At 38.3% G+C, this 19279-nt stretch carries 19 protein-coding genes; 8 read left to right on the forward strand and 11 right to left on the reverse strand.

What is annotated here, in order from left to right:
• Window positions 1-5: 5 nt before the first annotated feature.
• From DG357_RS02705 to DG357_RS02715, 3 genes are all read left to right on the forward strand, one after another.
• Window positions 6-1610 (forward strand): hypothetical protein, encoded by a 1605-nt coding sequence (locus DG357_RS02705; RefSeq protein WP_088204656.1) that lies wholly within the window; start codon window positions 6-8, stop codon window positions 1608-1610.
• Window positions 1611-1619: 9 nt separating this feature from the next.
• Window positions 1620-2018: a hypothetical protein gene (locus DG357_RS02710; RefSeq protein ID WP_088204655.1), complete on the forward strand. Its 399-nt coding sequence runs from the start codon at window positions 1620-1622 to the stop codon at window positions 2016-2018.
• A gap of 94 nt (window positions 2019-2112) precedes the next feature.
• On the forward strand, window positions 2113-2538 hold the full coding sequence (locus DG357_RS02715) for a hypothetical protein (protein ID WP_088204674.1): 426 nt from the start codon (window positions 2113-2115) through the stop codon (window positions 2536-2538).
• 51 nt (window positions 2539-2589) lie between these two features.
• On the opposite strand, the gene DG357_RS02720 is transcribed toward DG357_RS02715, so the two are convergent.
• The 4 genes from DG357_RS02720 to DG357_RS02740 all read right to left on the reverse strand — a co-directional run bounded on the left by DG357_RS02720 (window position 2590) and on the right by DG357_RS02740 (window position 5439).
• Window positions 2590-2904, reverse strand: coding sequence for a cell wall-binding protein (locus tag DG357_RS02720; RefSeq protein ID WP_088204654.1), 315 nt, complete (start codon window positions 2902-2904; stop codon window positions 2590-2592).
• A gap of 18 nt (window positions 2905-2922) precedes the next feature.
• Window positions 2923-3309: a hypothetical protein gene (locus DG357_RS02725; protein WP_088204653.1), complete on the reverse strand. Its 387-nt coding sequence runs from the start codon at window positions 3307-3309 to the stop codon at window positions 2923-2925.
• A gap of 530 nt (window positions 3310-3839) precedes the next feature.
• Window positions 3840-5048 (reverse strand): relaxase/mobilization nuclease domain-containing protein, encoded by a 1209-nt coding sequence (locus DG357_RS02735; RefSeq protein ID WP_108780312.1) that lies wholly within the window; start codon window positions 5046-5048, stop codon window positions 3840-3842.
• Entirely contained in the window at window positions 5017-5439 is a 423-nt protein-coding gene (locus DG357_RS02740; protein WP_088204650.1) for a hypothetical protein, read from the reverse strand. The genes DG357_RS02735 and DG357_RS02740 overlap by 32 nt, the downstream gene beginning before the upstream one ends.
• Window positions 5440-5598: 159 nt before the next feature.
• Between DG357_RS02740 and DG357_RS22905 the strand changes: the two genes are divergently transcribed.
• Both DG357_RS22905 and DG357_RS02745 read left to right on the forward strand, forming a co-directional pair.
• On the forward strand, window positions 5599-6015 hold the full coding sequence (locus DG357_RS22905; RefSeq protein WP_063921981.1) for a hypothetical protein: 417 nt from the start codon (window positions 5599-5601) through the stop codon (window positions 6013-6015).
• Complete coding sequence (locus DG357_RS02745) at window positions 6008-7204, forward strand: hypothetical protein (RefSeq protein WP_088204649.1); 1197 nt, start codon at window positions 6008-6010, stop codon at window positions 7202-7204. The genes DG357_RS22905 and DG357_RS02745 overlap by 8 nt, the downstream gene beginning before the upstream one ends.
• A gap of 758 nt (window positions 7205-7962) precedes the next feature.
• On the opposite strand, the gene DG357_RS02755 is transcribed toward DG357_RS02745, so the two are convergent.
• Genes DG357_RS02755 through DG357_RS02770 form a run of 4 tightly spaced genes read right to left on the reverse strand, consistent with a single transcriptional unit; the run spans window position 7963 to window position 12222 of the window.
• Window positions 7963-8211, reverse strand: coding sequence for a hypothetical protein (locus tag DG357_RS02755; protein ID WP_004168107.1), 249 nt, complete (start codon window positions 8209-8211; stop codon window positions 7963-7965).
• A 55-nt stretch (window positions 8212-8266) separates the two neighbouring features.
• Window positions 8267-9142: a hypothetical protein gene (locus DG357_RS02760; protein ID WP_088204647.1), complete on the reverse strand. Its 876-nt coding sequence runs from the start codon at window positions 9140-9142 to the stop codon at window positions 8267-8269.
• Between the two features lie 9 nt (window positions 9143-9151).
• The gene (locus DG357_RS02765) at window positions 9152-10303 is read right to left on the reverse strand and encodes a DUF3696 domain-containing protein (RefSeq protein WP_088204646.1); all 1152 of its coding nucleotides are present in this window, start codon (window positions 10301-10303) and stop codon (window positions 9152-9154) included.
• A gap of 2 nt (window positions 10304-10305) precedes the next feature.
• A complete protein-coding gene (locus DG357_RS02770) occupies window positions 10306-12222 on the reverse strand; it encodes a DUF262 domain-containing protein (protein ID WP_088204645.1) in 1917 nt (638 codons plus the stop codon).
• A gap of 903 nt (window positions 12223-13125) precedes the next feature.
• Between DG357_RS02770 and DG357_RS02780 the strand changes: the two genes are divergently transcribed.
• From DG357_RS02780 to dbpB, 3 genes are all read left to right on the forward strand, one after another.
• Complete coding sequence (locus tag DG357_RS02780; protein ID WP_224222663.1) at window positions 13126-14082, forward strand: hypothetical protein; 957 nt, start codon at window positions 13126-13128, stop codon at window positions 14080-14082.
• Window positions 14083-14155: 73 nt separating this feature from the next.
• Window positions 14156-15406, forward strand: a complete 1251-nt coding sequence (gene dpdA, locus DG357_RS02785) for a tRNA-guanine transglycosylase DpdA (protein WP_088204643.1) — start codon at window positions 14156-14158, stop codon at window positions 15404-15406.
• Window positions 15403-16530 (forward strand): DGQHR domain-containing protein DpdB, encoded by a 1128-nt coding sequence (gene dbpB, locus DG357_RS02790; RefSeq protein WP_023295837.1) that lies wholly within the window; start codon window positions 15403-15405, stop codon window positions 16528-16530. The genes dpdA and dbpB overlap by 4 nt, the downstream gene beginning before the upstream one ends.
• Window positions 16531-16559: 29 nt before the next feature.
• Here dbpB and dpdD read toward each other — a convergent pair whose 3' ends face one another.
• The 3 genes from dpdD to dpdK are packed head-to-tail and all read right to left on the reverse strand — an operon-like array spanning window position 16560 to window position 19268.
• Entirely contained in the window at window positions 16560-18311 is a 1752-nt protein-coding gene (gene dpdD / locus DG357_RS02795) for a protein DpdD (RefSeq protein WP_231940804.1), read from the reverse strand.
• A 5-nt stretch (window positions 18312-18316) separates the two neighbouring features.
• Entirely contained in the window at window positions 18317-18745 is a 429-nt protein-coding gene (locus tag DG357_RS23075; protein ID WP_231940805.1) for a hypothetical protein, read from the reverse strand.
• Window positions 18738-19268 carry a phospholipase D-like domain-containing protein DpdK gene (gene dpdK, locus DG357_RS02800; RefSeq protein WP_016538299.1) on the reverse strand — a complete coding sequence of 177 codons (531 nt, stop codon included), beginning with the start codon at window positions 19266-19268 and terminating at the stop codon, window positions 18738-18740. Before dpdK ends, DG357_RS23075 begins: the two co-directional genes overlap by 8 nt.
• Window positions 19269-19279 lie beyond the last annotated feature (11 nt).

Genomic DNA, 19279 nt, shown 5'->3' on the forward strand with positions numbered 1-19279 from the left:
AAGTGATGAAAGAAATCCATGATAAAATGATCAATAACTTCATTATCGCTAATAAGGCTCATGCGAAAAATTTTGGAAATTTTGAGTGGGATAATTCAAGTTGGGGAGGCGGAATTACATTTTTTAGCGGAATCAAGGTTAGAATGGGGAACAAGAATAAGAAATTAATGAATTATAACATTGCAGAGTTCGCAAAAGCATATGTATGGCATGAGTGCTTTCATGATTTATCTGTAGCTTTCAGAGTGCTGAGATTATTTAGGATGTTAGAAATTGCCATAGTTAAAACAAATAAAGAAGTTAAGGATTCAAGTATAGATCATAAAGTATTAGATGAAGTTATGACTATTGTTCAAGAAAATTTTGCAATATCCACTTCTTATAAAATATATTTAGATCTTAGGGTATTATGTTCTTTTATGTCTAAGAACGAAATGTTGCCAGAATCCATTACACGATGGTCATATCCATTTAAGGCATATGATGCTTACACAAATAGCACAATGGATTCGATGGGAAATTTATCCAATCAGAAAAAACTTCCTGATGAAAAGGCTATAGATTTTATTGGTAAAATATTTAGCTCTAATCCAGTTAATGAAAGGGACATATTTACATCTTCTATTTTTGCATTGCTCTTATGTGCTCCATCTCGAATTAGTGAAATTATGCTTTTGGAAGAGGACTGTGAAGTTATAGTTGAAGATAGTAATGGCATATCAAGATATGGTTTGCGATTTCTTTCTCTGAAGGGCTTTGGATACAATACCAAATGGATTCCAGACTGTATGGTTCCTGTAGCTTCAAAGGCTATCATGCGATTGAAAAAACTTACAAGGAATGCAAGGGTTGTTTCACGGTTGATAAAAGCAGGGGAAATAAATTTATACGAGTCATTAAACAGAAGTGCATTTGATTGTTTAACAATTGAAGATCTCCACAAACTTGGCTTTGTTATAAATCAATTAAATATCTCCCAAGAAAATCTAAAATTCTTGTCTAAGATAAAACATGGCACAGTCAGTGTAAAAGCATTTTGGATTTATATACAGCGAAAGAATGTTAATTCTGAAGATATTAATGCTAATTTATGCTCCATAAATCATAATTTATTGGACTCTATCAAGGGTGCTGATATTTTCACAACAATTAAGGCATCTTCAAAGTATTTTAGAGGGGATTTTCGCACCGATAATATGAATAACATATTTCATAGGAATATACATTTTAACTGTGATAGTCCTGTTTTAATTTTCCGCAGCCATCAAATTAGACATTTACTTAATACTATAGCTCAACGAAGCGTATTGCCAGAGATACAAATTGCCCAATGGTCTGGGAGAAGGAGTGTTAAGCAGAATTCAGTATATGATCATATGTCTCACGACGAGTTATCAGAACTATCAAGGAAACTATTGAACAGAAACACCTACGAAGAAACAAAAATTTCAGAATCTTCATTTAATGAACAATCGATTATTATGAATTTGATTAAAGATAAATTTGAAAAACTAGAATTAAAAATCCAAAATTCAGATCCAAGAAAAAGAAAATATATTCTGGAAAAAATTAAAGATTTAAGATTGGAAATTGAATGCATATTAATGTGAGGAGATTATATGGCAAGAAAATTTTATGATAAAGAAATAAAAGCTATCGTTAAACTTATTGAAACCTGGAGTAAGCCTAATTTTACTTGGGATTCTTTATGCGTGGCTTGCAAAAAAATTTTAGGCAAAGTACCTACACGGCAAGCATTAAGCCAGCATAGTGAGATTGTCGTTGCGTATAGGACCAGAAAAAGATCTGGTATGGTTAAACGTCAAAATACGAAGTTACCCGGTAGCCTGAGCCTTGCGGCGAAAAGAATAGAACGACTTGAAAATGATAACTCGGCACTAAAATATGAAAATAATAATTTACTGCTTATGATTCAAAGAATGCACGAAAATGCTTACAGGCATAATATATTGGCTTCTATTCTTGAAGAAGAATTTCAACAGAGAGCAAGAAAATAATATTTTGATAGGTTTTACCTATTGACAGGTTATGTTAATATGGTATTTGTATATATAGTCAGGAAGACAAAACTAACTTGCAAGGATGCAATTTATGGACAAACAAAACAACTTTCCAGTGGTAACACTGGAAGAGCAGCTTATCGTCATCGTAGATAAATATATCTCTAAGCAATATCAGCCACATGATAAAAGTTTCTCCTATCATTTATACTTAGTGTTCGTTGGCTATCACTTAAAGTATTTCTATCCAAAACAACTATACACCCGTTCTAACCGAAACATAGACAATATTATGACGATGTTTAGTTCTGTGTATAAATGCCTTACGAGTAATCTGTTACAGCGATTAAACAATAAAGAAGCTGTTCTCAGAGAACTAAACTCGCTTGTTAACTACATAGATAGCAATCAAGAAAGAGCCGAAGGGATCTATACTGTTGTAAAAGCACAGTATGAAATGAAAATTATCGAGAACGAGTTGACCCATGAAGTTCGAGTGAGAACCGTCAGATTATAGGCAATAAAAGCCCCTATGCAGGGGCTAAAAGAGACTTCTCGATATAAACTACTACTGAACTTCTTTCCAGACACCATCAGCTTTCACAAGCTTAACAGGCCTTGTCTGTTTCATATTGCTAATGGAGGCATCAACTATGCAGTTATAAACATTGTTTGTTTTTTCTGTGCAACTTACTTTCTTCACATAGTCGATTCTTAGAAGGTCTTTTTCTGAAACTCTTGAATCAAAAGCTTTCATACTTGCATTTGATCTATCTACAACACTTTTGAATACATTATAGATGTCTTTATCGGAAGGTTCAGAATTACAGGCTGTTAATAAAAAAGTTGAAAGAATGATTGTTATGATAGCATATGTTTTCATTTTCTTATCCAGAAATAATTAATTGAGAATGCCTGATTTTGTATTGTTATTATCAGTAGAGAATGTCCATTTGCTGACAATTTCGCCTTTGAAATCTATTTCAAGAGTTTTAGACTGAGTCTGAGAACCGCCAGTTAGCAAACCGACAACAGGGATAAAAGTCGAGGCATTGAACTGATTGTTATACATGAAGTATCTCCACTGCTCGTTGCCATCGTCAAGAGTCGTTCTTGTATCTGGTTCACCTAACTTAGCGAGTAGATCGTTCTTAGTAGTCTTGTTTTTAATGATCTTTGACTGAAGACTTTGTGCAGTTTCATTTTTAATTTGTTGGTTCCCTGATGTTGAGCAGCCAGAAATTAAAAATATTGCAATGAAAAAGGCGGTAACAATAGATTTATTCATTCTATCTTCCTTATTATATTTGGTCAGGGTTAACTTTTATATGTGAAAACGGCTCTGTGGGCAAATTTCTTGCGTAAATAAAATCTTAAAGAAATTGCTGAGGCAAAATAGATAACGACAGTTAATATAAAACTTTGACTGATAGCGAATATGAAGAAAGCAATTACTAACAGCACAATTCCTATGAGTAAAGCTAACCAGGATGAAACGGCTCCATATTTGATAGTCGAATGACAGCCAGTGCAGACACGAACACCATGTTCGCTTTCTTTAAAGCAAAATGGACACTTTATTGTTTCATTTTTCATAGCTATCCCAATCTGGAAGATTAAATGCTGTTTGTAGGGATTCTCGATGGCTGGCTGGCTAAAGTAAAATCACTTGTACCGATCGATGTTTGAATCATGATAGGTAAAAGCTATCGTAACTAGTTTATTGATCTGTAATAACGATCAATTTGTTATTGACTTATCCTAAATTAACCACTACCCAAACGATATTGCTGTCAGGGATAAGCGGTAAGATTTTGTTTATAAATGAATTTTCCTTTCTTTATGTAAAGGTCGTGTTACATAGAGATTTGAGAATCCTGGGAGGGGCTTGTGAAGAATGCTCTTACCATAGCTTCGGAGAAGCTCTGCAAGCCTTCTAAGAAATGGAAGCCAGCCGATAAGCCTGAGATGCTTTTGCTGGTTAACCGCATTCTTTTGGAGAATCTTCTCAATGATCTCGTTTCGTCTGTCTTTTCTGAGTCGCAGTTCGAGTTCAGCAATTTTTTCACTGATACTTTCCTTTCTCTCAGTGGTTTTTAAAATGGTTGCAGGAGCAGGAGCAGGAGCAGGAGCAGGAGCAGGAGCAGGAGCAGGAGCAGGAGCAGGAGCAGGAGCAGGAGCAGGAGCAGGAGCAGGGTGGTCTTTTGTCGGTGTGTTGGTTCGTATAGCTTCTAAGTGGTCAGGATTGTAGTTAAGTTGCTTTTGAAGATTTGCCCAAGAGTAACCCTTGCCTAACTGTGAAGCTTTGAAAGCAATATCGCGGTAGGAAAATGAGAACCCGTTCATTTTACCTGTGCTTGCGACATTTGCCGTCCAGCCGACTTCTGCTTCTTCCAGTCGTTTTGTGAAAGTTAGAAGGTCCGGCTTATCAGATAAACTTTTATCAAGTATCTGCTGCAGAGCTTCTCTTGGTGAAAGCACCCCGGTTCGTTCCGATAGCATTTTCTCATTACGGGACACTCTCTTCCGCTTCGGTTGTGCTTGCGAGGGGGGAGATGCAGTTTTTGTCACTGTCAGGCCATGAGCGACTTCGAGTTTACTGATGATCTGTGTGCTGATGAGATTTTCATTCCTACCCAAGTACAGCTTCCCTCCATTAAGATCTATGCGACTTGCAATAATGTGTATGTGCTGACCAGCCGGATCGTCATGAAGCACATAGCAACGGAGATGAGTATCACTGAATCCCATTCTCTCCATATAGTCATCTGCGATGCTGGACCACTGTTCAGCCGTTAGTGATTCACCATCCGGTAATCGAAGCGAGTTGTGCCATACGGCCTTCTGAACATCTGGCCGAAGCTGTTTAGTGCCATCAAATTCAGCGATCAGTTCAAAGGCTGAATCACCTAACATGTTCCCGCCAATGACGATTGGATCACTTGTATGATGTGAATCTGGCTTCAATGCATACTGGACCACACCTGAGAAGTTCTTACCCCTTTTGATCTTCTGCATACCCTTCATCGGAGTTGCTCCATATGTCAGCATTTATCAGGTGATGGCGAAGCTCTTTAATTAATCTTCTAACAGCAAATAGTTCAGTATGGGTAAGCTGGCTATCTTTGCTCTTACCATCGATATGGATCGTAATTCTTTTTAGCTTTTGAGATATTTCAGATAATACTTTCCAAGTTTCATTGTTAATGGATGGAACAGTTGGTGGGATTTTTTCTAGTGCGATTAAACGAAGCCACTCTGCTTTGCTTCTTTCTCCTCTTTTAAAATTAAGAACTTTTAATTCTTCATCATTAAATCTAACACTGATGCAATTATTCCTTAAATTAGGATCGCGAGATGTTCTTTTTGTTTTTAGATTATTGGTATAATAAAATAAATTATAATTTCCATTGTTCATATGAATTCCTTTTCATATAGTTGAAGTCTTAGTTAAACCACAATATGAAATAATGTCAATATCCATTATTAATAGCACCAACATATTGACTTTTACTGTGGATTGCTAAAAAATTAGTCAATGGACAATATTTTTTAAAGAAATGGCTAGGAAAATCAGATGGTTGGGTCTTCGATAGTGATAAAAGAGCATTTAATAGAATCAAAAAAATATGTGATCAACCCCAAACATAGATGTAATGCAGCTAAAGCTGATTGCACCCAATGGACGGTTACTGAAAACGAAGAGCTTGTTTGCTTTGGTAACTCCATAGTTAACAATTACTTATGCCCATCCCAATGCTATTGGTGGGTAGTTGATAAAGAAACTAGTCAGCGATTAGGGAAAACTGATATTGACGATGCCTATATTGCTAAATTCGTCGTTGATAATAATGCAACATGGCATGGATATCCAGTCACAGGGAAAAGAGAGTTGGATATCCCTGATAGTTCTATTTTGAGTATTTGGGGAAACAGTGGTGTTCTTAAAAAGAAATACATAAGAAATATAGCAAAAAGGATGGGGTATGTCTGATATCGCACTTAATTTAGAAATTGAAGGTGACTATATTGACTCATTTATCTATATGGGTGTTTTATTTTTAGTTGATTTCGATTTCAATATTCATTCATATCAATGGAATGAAATTTGTGATTTTATTTGGAGACGGAATGGATTTAATGATAAAAATAATGCTGAATCGGTTATATCCTATTTAACAAAAGGTAGATACAGTAGTCAACGAAAGCATGATTTGATTGATACACTTATTAATCAAGATGAGTTAAATTCACTTAGCTCTGATAAACATCATATAGGATATTATCCCTCAGATATATATATATATTCTAAGAAAATATATTACACTCATGAGAAAGGTGTTTATTTTTCAGCATTAAAGCATGAAACAGGAGGAGTTAGTGGTAATAACCCTGTCAAAATTTTTGATACAAGATGTTTTTCAATATCACCTAATACTTTAGATCGCCTCGCATTAGCTGCAGGTCGGGAAGGAGTGCTAACATGCGAAGCTGGCTACTTTACTAATTTCCGGAAAAATAAAGACTTCAAGCAAATTTCAAATAGTGACTCCATTGATATCGAGTGGATTGATAACTATTTAATGATAAATAATACTGGGAAAAATGTAATAGTTAATAAATTCAAAGAGCAGCCTAAAGACGAAGACTTTATTTTGAATAAGGAATTATTGCTGAATATTCTTAAGGAAAATAACAAAACAAATCCCGAAATTATGGAAGCATTCAAAAGTGAGTCTGGAATCCCAGATAAAATAAAAAAAGAAATCAAAAGAATTGTAGTATCTCTAAGTCCGGAGGAAATTAAGACTGATAAAAATTATGTTTACTCATGGACATCTGGAGATTTTAATTTCTTTTTAGATGACAATCTAGCAGTAGATATTTTTAAAGACAATACACTCTTAGAAACTAAGAAATTCATTAACATTCTTGATAAACAAATCGATAGGGTCAGAACCTCCGGTTGTGGAACATATTTAGAAAGTGATAATAAATTGCTCTCTTTGAATGATGATAAATTAACCATGGTTGATGATGATATTGTCAATTGGCGAGTATTTCCAAGAGCAAAAAAACATTGTAATCATTTGCATATAATTAAAGATGATCTGATTAACATAAAAGTTTTTGATATGAGTCCAGATGATCCTTTTAAATCATATCTTAAAAAGCATAATTAGAGATATAAGGCGGAATAAGGAGCTGAGATTTATCGTCTTATCTTTTTAAAAAGCAAAGCGCATTAAAAAGCAAGGCAACCAAAAGAAGCAGAGCTTCTTTTGGTTAGCCCTTGCTTATTCATATGATTTGTATTTCTTTTCATCTACTAAATTTATTATGGACGATGAGGTTTTATATATCAACTTTACATTGTGTAAAGATATATTGTGTTTGCTAATAACATATAAGAGATCCAATAGCATCTGTTCTTGCCGTTCTTGTGGAAACTCTAATTTTACGATTGGAGTAAATTCAACAATAAAACCACTATTCAACAGTAGTTTTATGTAGCTAAATGAGTTTGGCGTAACTGTTTTGATTTTTATTATTTTATTATTAATTAGATGCTTATGGTTTATAATAATGTGAGGGTTGAGCAGTGCCATATCATATGACATGAATGTTAAACCATGACTATCTATTATGTTCAAGTCGATACCAAGTTGTATAAACAAATCGATTATTGCTTTGCTAAGTATCCAGTTATAAAATAACGGTGTCCTTCCATAGTTATCTAAATGATATAGGTCGGCTCCTGCAGCTAAAAGAGATGTTGTAAGTAAATAATCATTAGAATAAAATAATGGTGTACGACCACAATTATCCTTTAAGTTTATTAAACCATTGTCTATGAATATATTAGAAATTATTGTGCATTTTACCTCCTTTTATCATTATGTATATTGAAAAAAGGAGGTTGTCAATATTCAGAGGTTAGTTAACCACCAAATGTTTTTTTCTTAGGTTGTGGGGGCTCTGCATTAAGTATGATAGTTTTAATATTTGCATTTATTTGATTGATATTATCAGTCAAAATATTAATAACTGATAATGCTTCTACAGGTGTGCTAAATGGTGATTCTAAAAACACGCCTGAGCCTTTCAAAAATATATGGTAAGTGAGTATACCATTTTCTTCATTTTCATAGATATCATAAACTTCATTTACTGTTTCGTACAATTTCATTATTATACTCCTTGATAATAATGGTTTATTTCAATGGGCTCGCGATATCACTACCTTATAAATGATCTCCAATGTGAGCAATAGCGATTTGTGCCGGTCTATCAGGAATTCTATTAAAGAAGCCAAAGTATATTCTATTGTAGTAATAAGTTCCTTTTCGATTAGTATTGTCCATGTATTCAAGTTTATAATGGAATTCACAATTCACGTCTTTATAGATACAATCACCCACTTTAAAATCACGTTTTAATTCCCCTATGGCTCGTTTATTTTTGCCGCCACCTTCTGGTGTTACAAGATAAGGTAACGATGAATTCATAATTCTAATGTTATTTTGTGAGTCATTAGGTATAATTGTATAGTTATTAGCAAAATAAAGAAATTCAGTGATGCTTTTCAAAAAATTTTCATATCCACCTTCAATTTTCCTAATAAAATTAAAGGATTGTGGTGGGTTATCCAAAAAAATGACATTCTTGAAAATGTTTTTAATATTGTCAGCATATTCATCACAATCCGCTGGGAATTCATCAAGGATTTTCTTAGAAAGATCAATTATTTCACTTTCACTAGAAACTGTATTATCCTTTTTTAAAGGTATGTCTGGAGATTGATAGGCACAGAGTTTTCTTTCGGCAAGTATCGATGGGGGTGTATTGATAATATTTAGAAGTTCATTGCAGCCTATTTCATCCAATAAACTAATTTGGCCTATTTTATAATACTCATTAACAAGGCCACCGTAATCAGGGTTTGTTGAAAATAATTTAGTGACAAATTTTCCATCAAATTCATTGGAGCGAAGAAACTTTATAAAATCTGAATCCACTCTCTCTACAAGTGCTTTAAGATCTTTAATCTGGTTAAAAATCTTAATTTGTTCTTCTTCAAGAGAAAAACTATCTATGAACAAGCAAACACCTGCTTTCATGAAATCCCCTTAATTTTCAATATCAGGAGTATTAAATGATCCTGTCATAATGGTATACATATCAATTGATTGCTGGTCAAAGAATCCTTTCGGCCAACTAGACAGTTTTCCATCTTTGCCAATAGATATCTTTTCTGCAGTAGATTCATTATTCTCATGTGAAATATAAAATAACGAAATTAGCTCAGGTGAAAAGTCAGGAGATGTTCTTGCTACGACACGGATTCCGTTGAGAAGGTGATCGCTATGAGTTTCTATCAATACCTGTACTCCCGCTTGAGCAGTGTAAGCTATTAATCTACCCATATAGCTTTGTCCTCTAGGGTGCAAATGGGCTTCCGGGTTTTCTAAAACTACTAATTCGCCCGGTTTTGCTAAAAGTAATGCTGAAACAATACTCAAAGCATAGCTATAACCAAAACCAATGTTTTTGGGTTTAGTTTGTTTTCCTGACTCAGCCTGTATTGTGTTATAAGCAATGTTTGCACTAACTTCCAATTTTGGCTGTATTTTATAATTTGGGGATATTTCATCCATCCATGCCTGTATATTATTCGCAACCCTGACATTATTATAATTATGATGTATTCTTGGGTCGTCTTTGTTTGGATTATCATCTTTCAGTATTAGTCTATCTTGTCTATTCATTATATTGTCTAATACTTCGATGACATATTCACCTTTTTTCCCCAACCAATCGCTATGAAAATTGTGTTGTGATAAAGAAATATTGTCTCTTGGACCAATACGTTCGGCTTCAATATATTGAAAATTACTTGCATTTATAAAGTCTTTAATTGTTTTAATGCTATCCATACCTGAAATACATGGAAGTTCATTACGAAGATTTGCTGAGTCCTCTTGTGTAACCCCCCAACTGACTTCACATTCTTTAACTGATAGAGTGATTTTCAGTTGATCATCATCTGAAATAAAGTCATTAATAATATCGTCAATACGACCAATGTTTATCAGTTCACCATTTAACTTTATATCATTTTTACTACCAAAATCAGACTGTAACACCATACCTATGGCTTGCATTACTGTACTCTTACCGACAGAGTTATTACCACAAAATACATTTAGACCTGACAAATCAAAAGATTGCTCTTTGTATGATTTAAAATTTTTGAGTTTTATCGATTTAATAGGGAGCATTATCAATTACCCTCATTAGCATTAACAATCTTAATGCCTGTGCTTTGTTCAAGAATTTTCGCAAAAGAATTGAATCTATATAATATAGTTATTTTCTTTCCTGTTGAGGTAGAGATAGAGTCCTTGAACCCTCGCTCTGCTTCAATGTAAGTCTGTGAATCCCATTTGGCATATTCTTTTGAATTGCTATCAATAGCAGAATAAAGGGTATCAACCAATTTATCAGAATTTTTCAGCAATAATTCTTCTTGTTCCTCAGTAACATAATAGAAATAGTAAATTATCACTTCATAAAGTTGCTTACTTATAGGTGATGTATTAGAGCCAATCTCTTTTATGAAAGCTAAATCACCGAAAACATCATAGGCGAGGTTTAAAGCCCTCAAATATTTTCTTTCTATTTGAAGATACTCGTTGCATTCATTCGAAATGTACGCACTTCCTAAATCTATTTCTTTTTCGTTTAATAAGTTTAGTTTATATAGATTTAAGTTTTCCATGGCTTTTGATAAAAACTTATCATAGGAATTAAAATTATAATTTTTAAAGCCAATATTTATAAATGCAAGAGCAGCAAGGCAAAGCTCCATATCCTTTTGTCTATCAGGCTTAACCTTACCATGCGTTGCTTGTTTGAATTCGTTTTTGGATGCCAGATACCGTAAAAACTTAACACTTGAACCTTGATTCAGGGCCGAACGAATTTCTTGATCACTTAACTTAACACCATATGTATTGATACGGTGGAATAATTCAACTATGAGATCAGTGCTATCTTTATTCATTTCTATAAAGTAAGCCGTGATTTCATATTCTCTTATGGCTCTTTGTTCAGTGCGAGTAAGCTCACCAAACTCTTTACCATTTAAATCCTCAAGGATATCAAGTTTAGAAAGTTTAAATTCTCCACTCATAAAATCATAAATTGTTGTGATCCGTTGTAAACCATCAACAACGACCCACTTATCCTCTGCGATTCGATTACCAAAATAAAATACAGGAAGTGGGAGTTTTAAGAGAATAGACTCGATTAATTTAGACTTCTTCTCATTATTCCAAATACGATCTTTTCTTTGGAAGTCAGGTTGTAGTTCAATATCACCAAAATGAACCCGATCAAAAATGAGAGATAAAACTGGGGTCTTGGAGGTAATTCTTGCAACACCAAGTTTAGCTTGTAGAGTTTTTAATTCCAAGTTCAACTGTGATGATGTTGTATCATTTTCACCCTCATCTACTCCATAAGTATTGGGTGACTCTATAAGTTCTTCTACGGTAGTATTATTACTAATTTTTAATGTTGGCACCTCTATATTATAATCAAGAGTCACAACTGAGTTAGCCATATCTGCGGAAAGCTCTTTAAATCTATTAAGAGTAACCTCAACCTTTTTTGAAGCAATTTCAGATGGGAATTTCTTCAAAACTATTTGATAAGCATCATCAAGGCTTTGAACTAATTCAACCTGCTGTTCATAAATTTTCCCAAGATTCAAATTGAGAAAATTATCAATTTTTTTTCTTAAAACCCTAAATTCAGAGCCTTGAACTTCTGATAATGTCGCTGCCTCATGGACATTATGACTACGCAATAACAGATGTTTTTTGTTTTCATACTTGAAATGTTGAATATAGGGTAAGTTAGCAAATATTGTTTCTGGTTGGTTCCTGCTTGAAGAGCTACCGTAAAGAACCTGCTCTACATTACAAAAACCTCTAATATTTAAATTGCTGTAAATCGATTCAAGCTCTGATAATGAACGTGTTTTAGATTCAGAATTAGAAGAGACTTTATATTTACCGTTTTCACGATCAATGCTTGTAATACATAGTGGAGGCGTAGAAGGATTAATTGGCTGTAGCTGTTTGCCAAAAAGAAGATTTTCGATGTCGTTTAGCACTTGTTCAAAGTTAAGCATTAGTGCTTCCTAAATCCATGTTAGAATTGAAAACCATCCTGTAGGATACCATCATTTGGGTATTGGTTCAATTTATATCTTTACTTCAATAAAAAATTGCGTTATGCGTTTAAATGACTATGTTGCGTGATGGTATTTATGATGGTATTGATTATATTGTATTCAGAAAATGACATATAAACCAATGAGGTAAGTGCGATGTTCGAGTCCGGCCTTCGCACCATAAGATGCAAATCAAAGTCGCTTAAGGGCGGCTTTTTTTGTGTCTGAAATCCAGTTACTACAAGCTTTACCGTTTCTTTGTCTTTGAAAAAATTACAATTTTGTTCTAGGGGTAGATGAATCCAGTTGCGTAGGCTGCTTATATCCTTAAAGCTGTTCTTTTGAAGATGAATCAATCGATTTGAGAGTTCTTCCTAAATGCATGTTGGTTGAGAAGAATTAGTCTGATTGCCCTTATCATAAATCTTCAGTGTGTTTGGTAAACAAAACAAGAATCGATAATGTATTCTTGAATAGTTTCCAATTGTTTTTTATAAATAGATCAGGCTTCCTTTTAAGAGATGCACTATGAAGACTTTCGATACCCAACTTGCTATGAGCATTGTTTCGCATTCGACTGGCGGATTTAGCTATGACACCCTTGCTAGGGCATTGATTTCAATGGATAAAAGTGAAGACTCAACAAAATTACTCGAGAGTTGTAGGGTTTTTTGCCTTTCGTTGGAAGAGAAAGGAATTTTGAGACGATGCCATAAATGCACTTACTCACAAGATGAATACTTTGAGTATGTTGCTCACTAACAATAACCAACCAAAAAAATCACGGTGAGTAGCAATTCGTTTCTTGCAACATCTCTTTTTCTGAGGTAGCTTTGGCTGCACAGTTTCAGGAGAGCGATTGTGAGTAACATCAATTTAATAACAACTTGCACAAATGGTAAAAACAGTGATGGCAAGGCTATATTGAGTTTAGCCCACTATACCTCTGGACAGACCCCTCCAAATGTATTGGTGAACTCTTGGTGTAATGCTTTAAATGAATCCCTAAAAACATCTGCTACAGTATGTGCTGTAGATCTGTATAAGGGGGGGCACTGGGCTACTGCTAAAGAAATATTAAAATCCTATCATGTTGATTTATGGGTTGTTTCTGCAGGTCTTGGCCTCCTTCACTATACTGATCAAGTCGTACCCTATAAAGCAACATTTGCGATTGGGTATGATGAATCAATACCGCTATACTCACGTGAATATGTAGGCAAATCTTTCCATAGAACATGGTGGAAAGAATTAACAGAGAGATCTCCATTCATTTCTGAGCATCCATCATCAATTAAAAGTTTGATGAAAAAAAACAAGGAACATTATTATATTATTTGTGGTTCTCCTGATTACATCAATGCCATTGAATTAGATATCATTAATGGTCTTGAGTATCTGGTTGATTCTAAAAAGCAATTGCTAATTATCACATCAAAGGTAATTAACGACAGGCTGATGAGTTATTTATTTAAAACTAACCACGATATGGCTCAATGGTTAAAGTGCAATATGCTCATGCTAAATGTGAGTATGGCAAAGCATATTATTCGTGAGTTTACTGAAAGAGGCTTGGATAATTTAAGTGATTTTTCTCAGAGGTTATCAACTGAATTAAATGAATTGCCTGCGCGAGAAGTAAAAAAAGGAATTAGGCGTAGTTCTGAAGAAGTTAAGTTGTACATTTTGAAAATTTTGCAACATCAACCAAGTATCAGTGCAACACAGGCCTTGCGCGAGTTTCGTGACTTAGGGAATTCATTCGAGGAAAAGCGGTTCCGTGTGATTTTCAAGAGTTTGACGGGCAGCAAAGCTTGATGCCACTGGTCAGGTTTTCATGATAGAATCTTCCGTTTTTTGAGGCTTTGCAGTGGCGTCACAGGAGAGTAAGTTGTCGAAGCTTAAATATTTTTTCCCGGATAGTCAGGATTTTATCGATCCTAGTTTCGACTTCTTCCATGAAACGCGAAACGAACATCGCGTTCGCCAGCGTGACGATCATTATCCACATGAGGTATTTTCTCGGCCTTATGACGGCATGCTGGTTTCGAAAGCAGTAGTTGACGGTCTTGGCAGTGGAGAAAGTAAATATACGCGAGCCCAGCGCTTACGCTACTTCCGTAATGGCATGAAGCACTTCTTCCGCTTGCCGGAAAATATGGAAACTATGGGTGATTGCGGAGCCTTCACCTATGTTAACCAAGATGTGCCGCCATACCGAGTGGAAGAGGTTATTGAATTCTACGAAACCTCCCGATTTAACCATGGTGTTTCTCTCGATCATATCGTTTTTGGCTATGAGAAACCTGGTGAGGCATTCAGTGGCGAAGTATTGACTGAGTGTCGCCGACGCCAGGATATCACGTTGACCTTGGCTCAAGAGTTTTTAAATAAGTCTCAAAAGTCCTGTTTCACCCCCTTTGGCGTTGCACATGGATGGAGCAAAACCTCCTACCGTCAGTCAGTAGAGGCTCTGCTGGCCATGGGATACAAAAATATCACCATGGGGGGGATGGTGCCGTTGAAAACGGCGCAGATCCTTGAGACTCTCGAAGAGATTAAGCCGCTGCTGAAAAGTGATACACGTGTTCACTTGTTAGGTATTGCTCGTCCAGAGAGTTTCGCCGACTTTATCAAGTTTGGTGTGACCAGTATTGACTCGACTACACCGCTTCAGCAGGCCTTCAAAGATCGAAAAAATAACTATCATACGCCTGATGGCCCGGCCTATACCGCTGTGCGAGTCCCTCAGTTTGATGCTAATCCAAGTTTAAGCCGCAAAATAAAATCTGGCGTTATCGATCAGGATATTGCTCGACATCTGGAAAAGGATGCCATGAATGCCCTGTTCGAATACGATAAAGGGACTTTGTCCCTTGAGAAAACTCTTGAGGCAGTACTGGCTTATGAACGCCTGCATTCAGGTGAAAAAGAGGCCGATAAAATCCGTGCGGATTATGAACGCACACTCGGTGAACGTCCCTGGAAACAGTGCCAATGCAATATTTGCCAGGCTATCGGTATCAACGTCATCATTTTCCGCGGAGCAGAACGTAACCGTCGCCGCGGTTTCCATAATATTCAGGTGTTGTACAACCGTTTACAGCACACATTGTCATTACGCTCAGAGGAACTGTCATGAGTGAATATCGTGTTCCCGCCCTGCGAATCCGACAGGGTGAGGAGAGGCAACTCTATAGCCTTGCGATAGAAGGTAAACAGATCAGCAAAATTGCAGCGATTTCGCGTATTCGTCGCGGCGAAGAGAATTTGGTTGGCTATCAGCGTCCAGAAGTACGTAACCATATTCGCGAAATTCAGCGCTATATTGAGAGCTCAAACCCGATGATACCAAACCCGGTGATTATCGCTTTTGATAAGCGTGTGCGTTTTGAACCACTTACAGATAATGGCGACATGGGGCATCTGGTAATACCTTTCTCCGAAGATAAGGATTTTGAGAAGCCAGGATTTATAGTGGATGGTCAACAACGTACCGCTGCTTTGCGGGATGCGGAAATAGACTCGTTTATGATGCCGGTATCTGCATTTATCGCTAATGATGCAGAAGAACAGCGTGAACAGTTCATGCTGGTTAACTCCACAAAACCGTTGCCCAAAACGTTGTTATACGAACTGGCACCGCATACCCACGGTCGTTTGCCATCCGATCTGCAAATGCGTAAGTTTCCTTCACTGCTAACTCAACGACTGAACTTCGGCGAAGGTCCACTTGCAGGGCGCATCAAAACGGCGACCAACCCTGATGGGGTTATTGCTGACAACTCGATGATCAAAATGATCGATGCCAGTCTTCGTGAGGGAGCATTGTATCGCTTTCGTGACCCCGCGACAGGGTTGGGGGATGAAGGGAAGATGGTGAAACTGCTGAATAACTTCTGGTCGGCTGTGGAAACTGTGTTTACTGATGACTGGGATAAAAAGCCTCGTTATTCCCGCTTGCTACATGGCGTTGGTATTCTTGCGCTTGGCAGTTTGATGGATGAAATCGATCAGGTTCATCAGGACTATAAAGGTGAACCAGGCTGGACTGAGATCCCTTCCTATACTCGTTTTGTCGAAGAGTTAAACCGTATTAAGCCGCTTTGTGCATGGAGTAGTGGCGTGTGGAACTTCGGCACAGATGTTGATGGTCAGCCTATTGTTCGTAAATGGAATGAACTGCAAAATCTTTCAAAAGATATATCTTTGGTTACTGATTATCTTGTAACCAGCTATATAAAGACGGCAAACGCAAACATCTAAAAAAATAAGGGGCGAATGCCCCTTATTTTTTATACGTCAATACTCATGGGTTGTTGAAGACGTGCAACAAAGGCATTGAGAATCGAACCAGCACCTTTACCTTCAGGATAAATGAGATCGCGACGATGAGGCGTTATCGCATACAGTGCCTGATGTTTTGCGCTCGCAGCGGCAAAAATAAAGTAATCAGCCTGTTTTGCTAAATTGACCAGCTTATCGGTTGCGTTATGGTCATGATTCACATCTACTCTGATCCCCTGAAACAACACTTCAATCATCCCCTTGGCCCGGCGGGCAGATCCTTCTGTCAGGGTATAAATGGCGACACGTTTGCCCGAGAGATCCGGAAGTGTTTCAGGCTCGCTATCATCGCTTCGTGCCGGTTCCGGAGGAAACGCTGAATCAGCACCATTGCCCAATACGTTGATGGCCAGACTACGCATGATGGCTCGGGTTGAGTGATCGAGGCGCGGCCATACACCAACGGCAAAAGTCTGAATATCCATCCATAGCGCGTTTCGTGTGGCGTTATCGTGCTCCGGTGCATCAAGAAACAGTTCGATCATCTCTTCAAGCGAGGTCAGATTTTTAAGTGAACTGCAGCGCTCAATAATAAGTTGCAATGTAGCAACAAAATTCTGGTATTCAGCCAGGGTGAGAGGACCTTGCAGGAAATATTCGGTTGCTAGGGTCGCCAGTTTGATGTCCGCCGGACTGACGCTTTGTTCCATCGCCAGAACATCCATCCATTTCAGCCATGTTGTACTCTGCAATTGCAGCTGGTTTTTCCCCAGCCACTCGATAAAGGCGGGCATGGCGTTGCGTAGTGTTGAAAAGGCATGCGGCGGAAAATCCTGCGCCAGCAGGTGAACAAAAGCCGATTCTTGGAAGGAGGCGACTGGCCAATGCTCGCTCTCCAGCGCGACAATTTGCATCAGAGCGTTTCTATCGGCATCGGGTTCGCGCAGGCGCGAGAACCAGTTGTCCCAGCCGGTGATGCTCGCGGCAGTAAGCCGGTTGATGCTCTCAATCAGCGTTTTTAGAAGAGGGGTTTTCTGAGCTTGCTCATACAGTTGTGGATCTATCTTGCTGAGCATCTCAGCATAGCGCCCCAGCGTTTCGGCTGTGGCTGTCAACGACGTTTGTAGATAACTGGCCAGAGATTCAAGTGTTGTTGGCGGCAGCGACAACGAGACAGGAGATGAGGCTGGAGTATCGTACGCGGTGCTCTTGAGTTCGGCCCAGTGCTGTAATTCCTGAAGCCATCCTGATTTCAGCGTGTCAGGTATTATGCTGAGCAGGTTTTGTTCACCCACCAGCGCCACGCCAATCGCCCAACTTCTCCAAGAGTTAATTTCCCCTTCCTCGCTTCCTAGCAGTGGAACCTGCGTAAAAAGCGGTTGGAGGGCAAGGAAGGCTGGGCGCAAAGCCGATGGCGTCTCCTGCGTGTAGCTAAGGGCATCATGGCCCAGATAGCGGTGCTGATAAGCGGCAAGCAGCATTCTGGTCAGCGACGAGGGAATGCGCCCTCTGATCAGATCTGGCAGGTCTTGGTGGTTTAGCAGGGCATCCCAATTTTGCCATTTCCCGGCCTGCTGAAGCTCAAGTAGCAGTAGATTGCGTTTGGAGAGCAGACCGTTATCACGCAGTTCTTGCAGAAAGTCATTGCTGGCCTCCACCTCTTTTTGATTTGTTGCCAGCATGAAATCGCTAAGGATACGACCAAACGGGCGCTTGCGGGTGCGAACGAGAGATGGACGCTTTCGGAACAGGTCAATCAACTCTTTCAGGGCGGCAAAAACCCTTTTGCCTGCTTATCCTCACGTTTACCTTCCAGCAACTCAATACGAATAAACCCTGCTGGGCTATGTTCGAGCAATGCGGTTTCTGCCGTAAAAGTCGGGCCAGAAGTCGGACTCAAGTAAATTCGGCGGTCGGGCTCAACGTCAGCTGAACCAAGCCGGGCATTGATAACTTTGGTGAGTTCCTGCAGGGTGCGCTCATCTTCTGCCATCGCGAAGAAAACCCAGTGTTGGCGGTCGCACCAAGGCAGAATAATGGGCCATTCACCGTCAAGCGCGCTCTCCACAAGAGGCAACAGCGCATTTTTCTGCTCAGGCGCGTAAGCACCGGGGGAGTCGCTTAGCAGTTTATCAAGGCTGAGCAAATTGCTTTCGCCAAAGAAGGCCCTAATCCAAGAGGGGATATTATTCATCACTGTCACCGAAGGTATATTGTCCACCGAATTCAATCAGTGCGTCAGAAATGAGGGTTTTGTTGCTAGAGAACAGCAAATGCTCATCGTTAAGGTTCGCACCGCTCCAGGTATAGTTCATCGAACCTTTCAGAAAGAAGTGCTTTGTTAACATGCCTTTGGCATGTAGGTTCTCATAATAGGAGCATTGCATATCATGATTCGGCGAAAGTCTTGCCTGCAGTCGCTCAACGAACACTTTGTTAAGCGTGTCCGGGCGAGTGACTATCCTGAGTGGACAGCCGTTATTCACTGCCGTCGCCAGAAGCTCCTGGAAACTGACCATTCTGGCACCCCACGACGGATCAAGAAAACTCCATTGCCCCCCGCGATTATCAATGACGTCAAAATCGCTCATCCATGGCGAGATCAGCCAGATGAGTTCAGGGTACAGGATAAGCCCACTGAACTGCGCACTCAGTACTTCCCTCAGTTGTCGCTGTCCGAGAGGTCCATGGAGAAATATTTGTCGTTGCTCTTCCATTCATCGTTCTC

The sequence above is a fragment of the Enterobacter bugandensis genome (genome assembly GCF_900324475.1).
Taxonomy (GTDB): domain Bacteria; phylum Pseudomonadota; class Gammaproteobacteria; order Enterobacterales; family Enterobacteriaceae; genus Enterobacter; species Enterobacter bugandensis.

Bases quoted from the DNA above. Each gene is read 5' to 3' on its own strand.
- DG357_RS02705 (WP_088204656.1), top strand. From the start codon at position 6: ATGAAAGAAATCCATGATAAAATGATCAATAACTTCATTATCGCTAAT.
- DG357_RS02710 (WP_088204655.1), top strand. From the start codon at position 1,620: ATGGCAAGAAAATTTTATGATAAAGAAATAAAAGCTATCGTTAAACTT.
- DG357_RS02715 (WP_088204674.1), top strand. From the start codon at position 2,113: ATGGACAAACAAAACAACTTTCCAGTGGTAACACTGGAAGAGCAGCTT.
- DG357_RS02720 (WP_088204654.1), bottom strand. From the start codon at position 2,904: ATGAAAACATATGCTATCATAACAATCATTCTTTCAACTTTTTTATTA.
- DG357_RS02725 (WP_088204653.1), bottom strand. From the start codon at position 3,309: ATGAATAAATCTATTGTTACCGCCTTTTTCATTGCAATATTTTTAATT.
- DG357_RS02735 (WP_108780312.1), bottom strand. From the start codon at position 5,048: ATGAAGGGTATGCAGAAGATCAAAAGGGGTAAGAACTTCTCAGGTGTG.
- DG357_RS02740 (WP_088204650.1), bottom strand. From the start codon at position 5,439: ATGAACAATGGAAATTATAATTTATTTTATTATACCAATAATCTAAAA.
- DG357_RS22905 (WP_063921981.1), top strand. From the start codon at position 5,599: ATGGTTGGGTCTTCGATAGTGATAAAAGAGCATTTAATAGAATCAAAA.
- DG357_RS02745 (WP_088204649.1), top strand. From the start codon at position 6,008: ATGTCTGATATCGCACTTAATTTAGAAATTGAAGGTGACTATATTGAC.
- DG357_RS02755 (WP_004168107.1), bottom strand. From the start codon at position 8,211: ATGAAATTGTACGAAACAGTAAATGAAGTTTATGATATCTATGAAAAT.
- DG357_RS02760 (WP_088204647.1), bottom strand. From the start codon at position 9,142: ATGAAAGCAGGTGTTTGCTTGTTCATAGATAGTTTTTCTCTTGAAGAA.
- DG357_RS02765 (WP_088204646.1), bottom strand. From the start codon at position 10,303: ATGCTCCCTATTAAATCGATAAAACTCAAAAATTTTAAATCATACAAA.
- DG357_RS02770 (WP_088204645.1), bottom strand. From the start codon at position 12,222: ATGCTTAACTTTGAACAAGTGCTAAACGACATCGAAAATCTTCTTTTT.
- dbpB (WP_023295837.1), top strand. From the start codon at position 15,403: ATGAGTGAATATCGTGTTCCCGCCCTGCGAATCCGACAGGGTGAGGAG.
- DG357_RS23075 (WP_231940805.1), bottom strand. From the start codon at position 18,745: ATGAATAATATCCCCTCTTGGATTAGGGCCTTCTTTGGCGAAAGCAAT.
- dpdK (WP_016538299.1), bottom strand. From the start codon at position 19,268: ATGGAAGAGCAACGACAAATATTTCTCCATGGACCTCTCGGACAGCGA.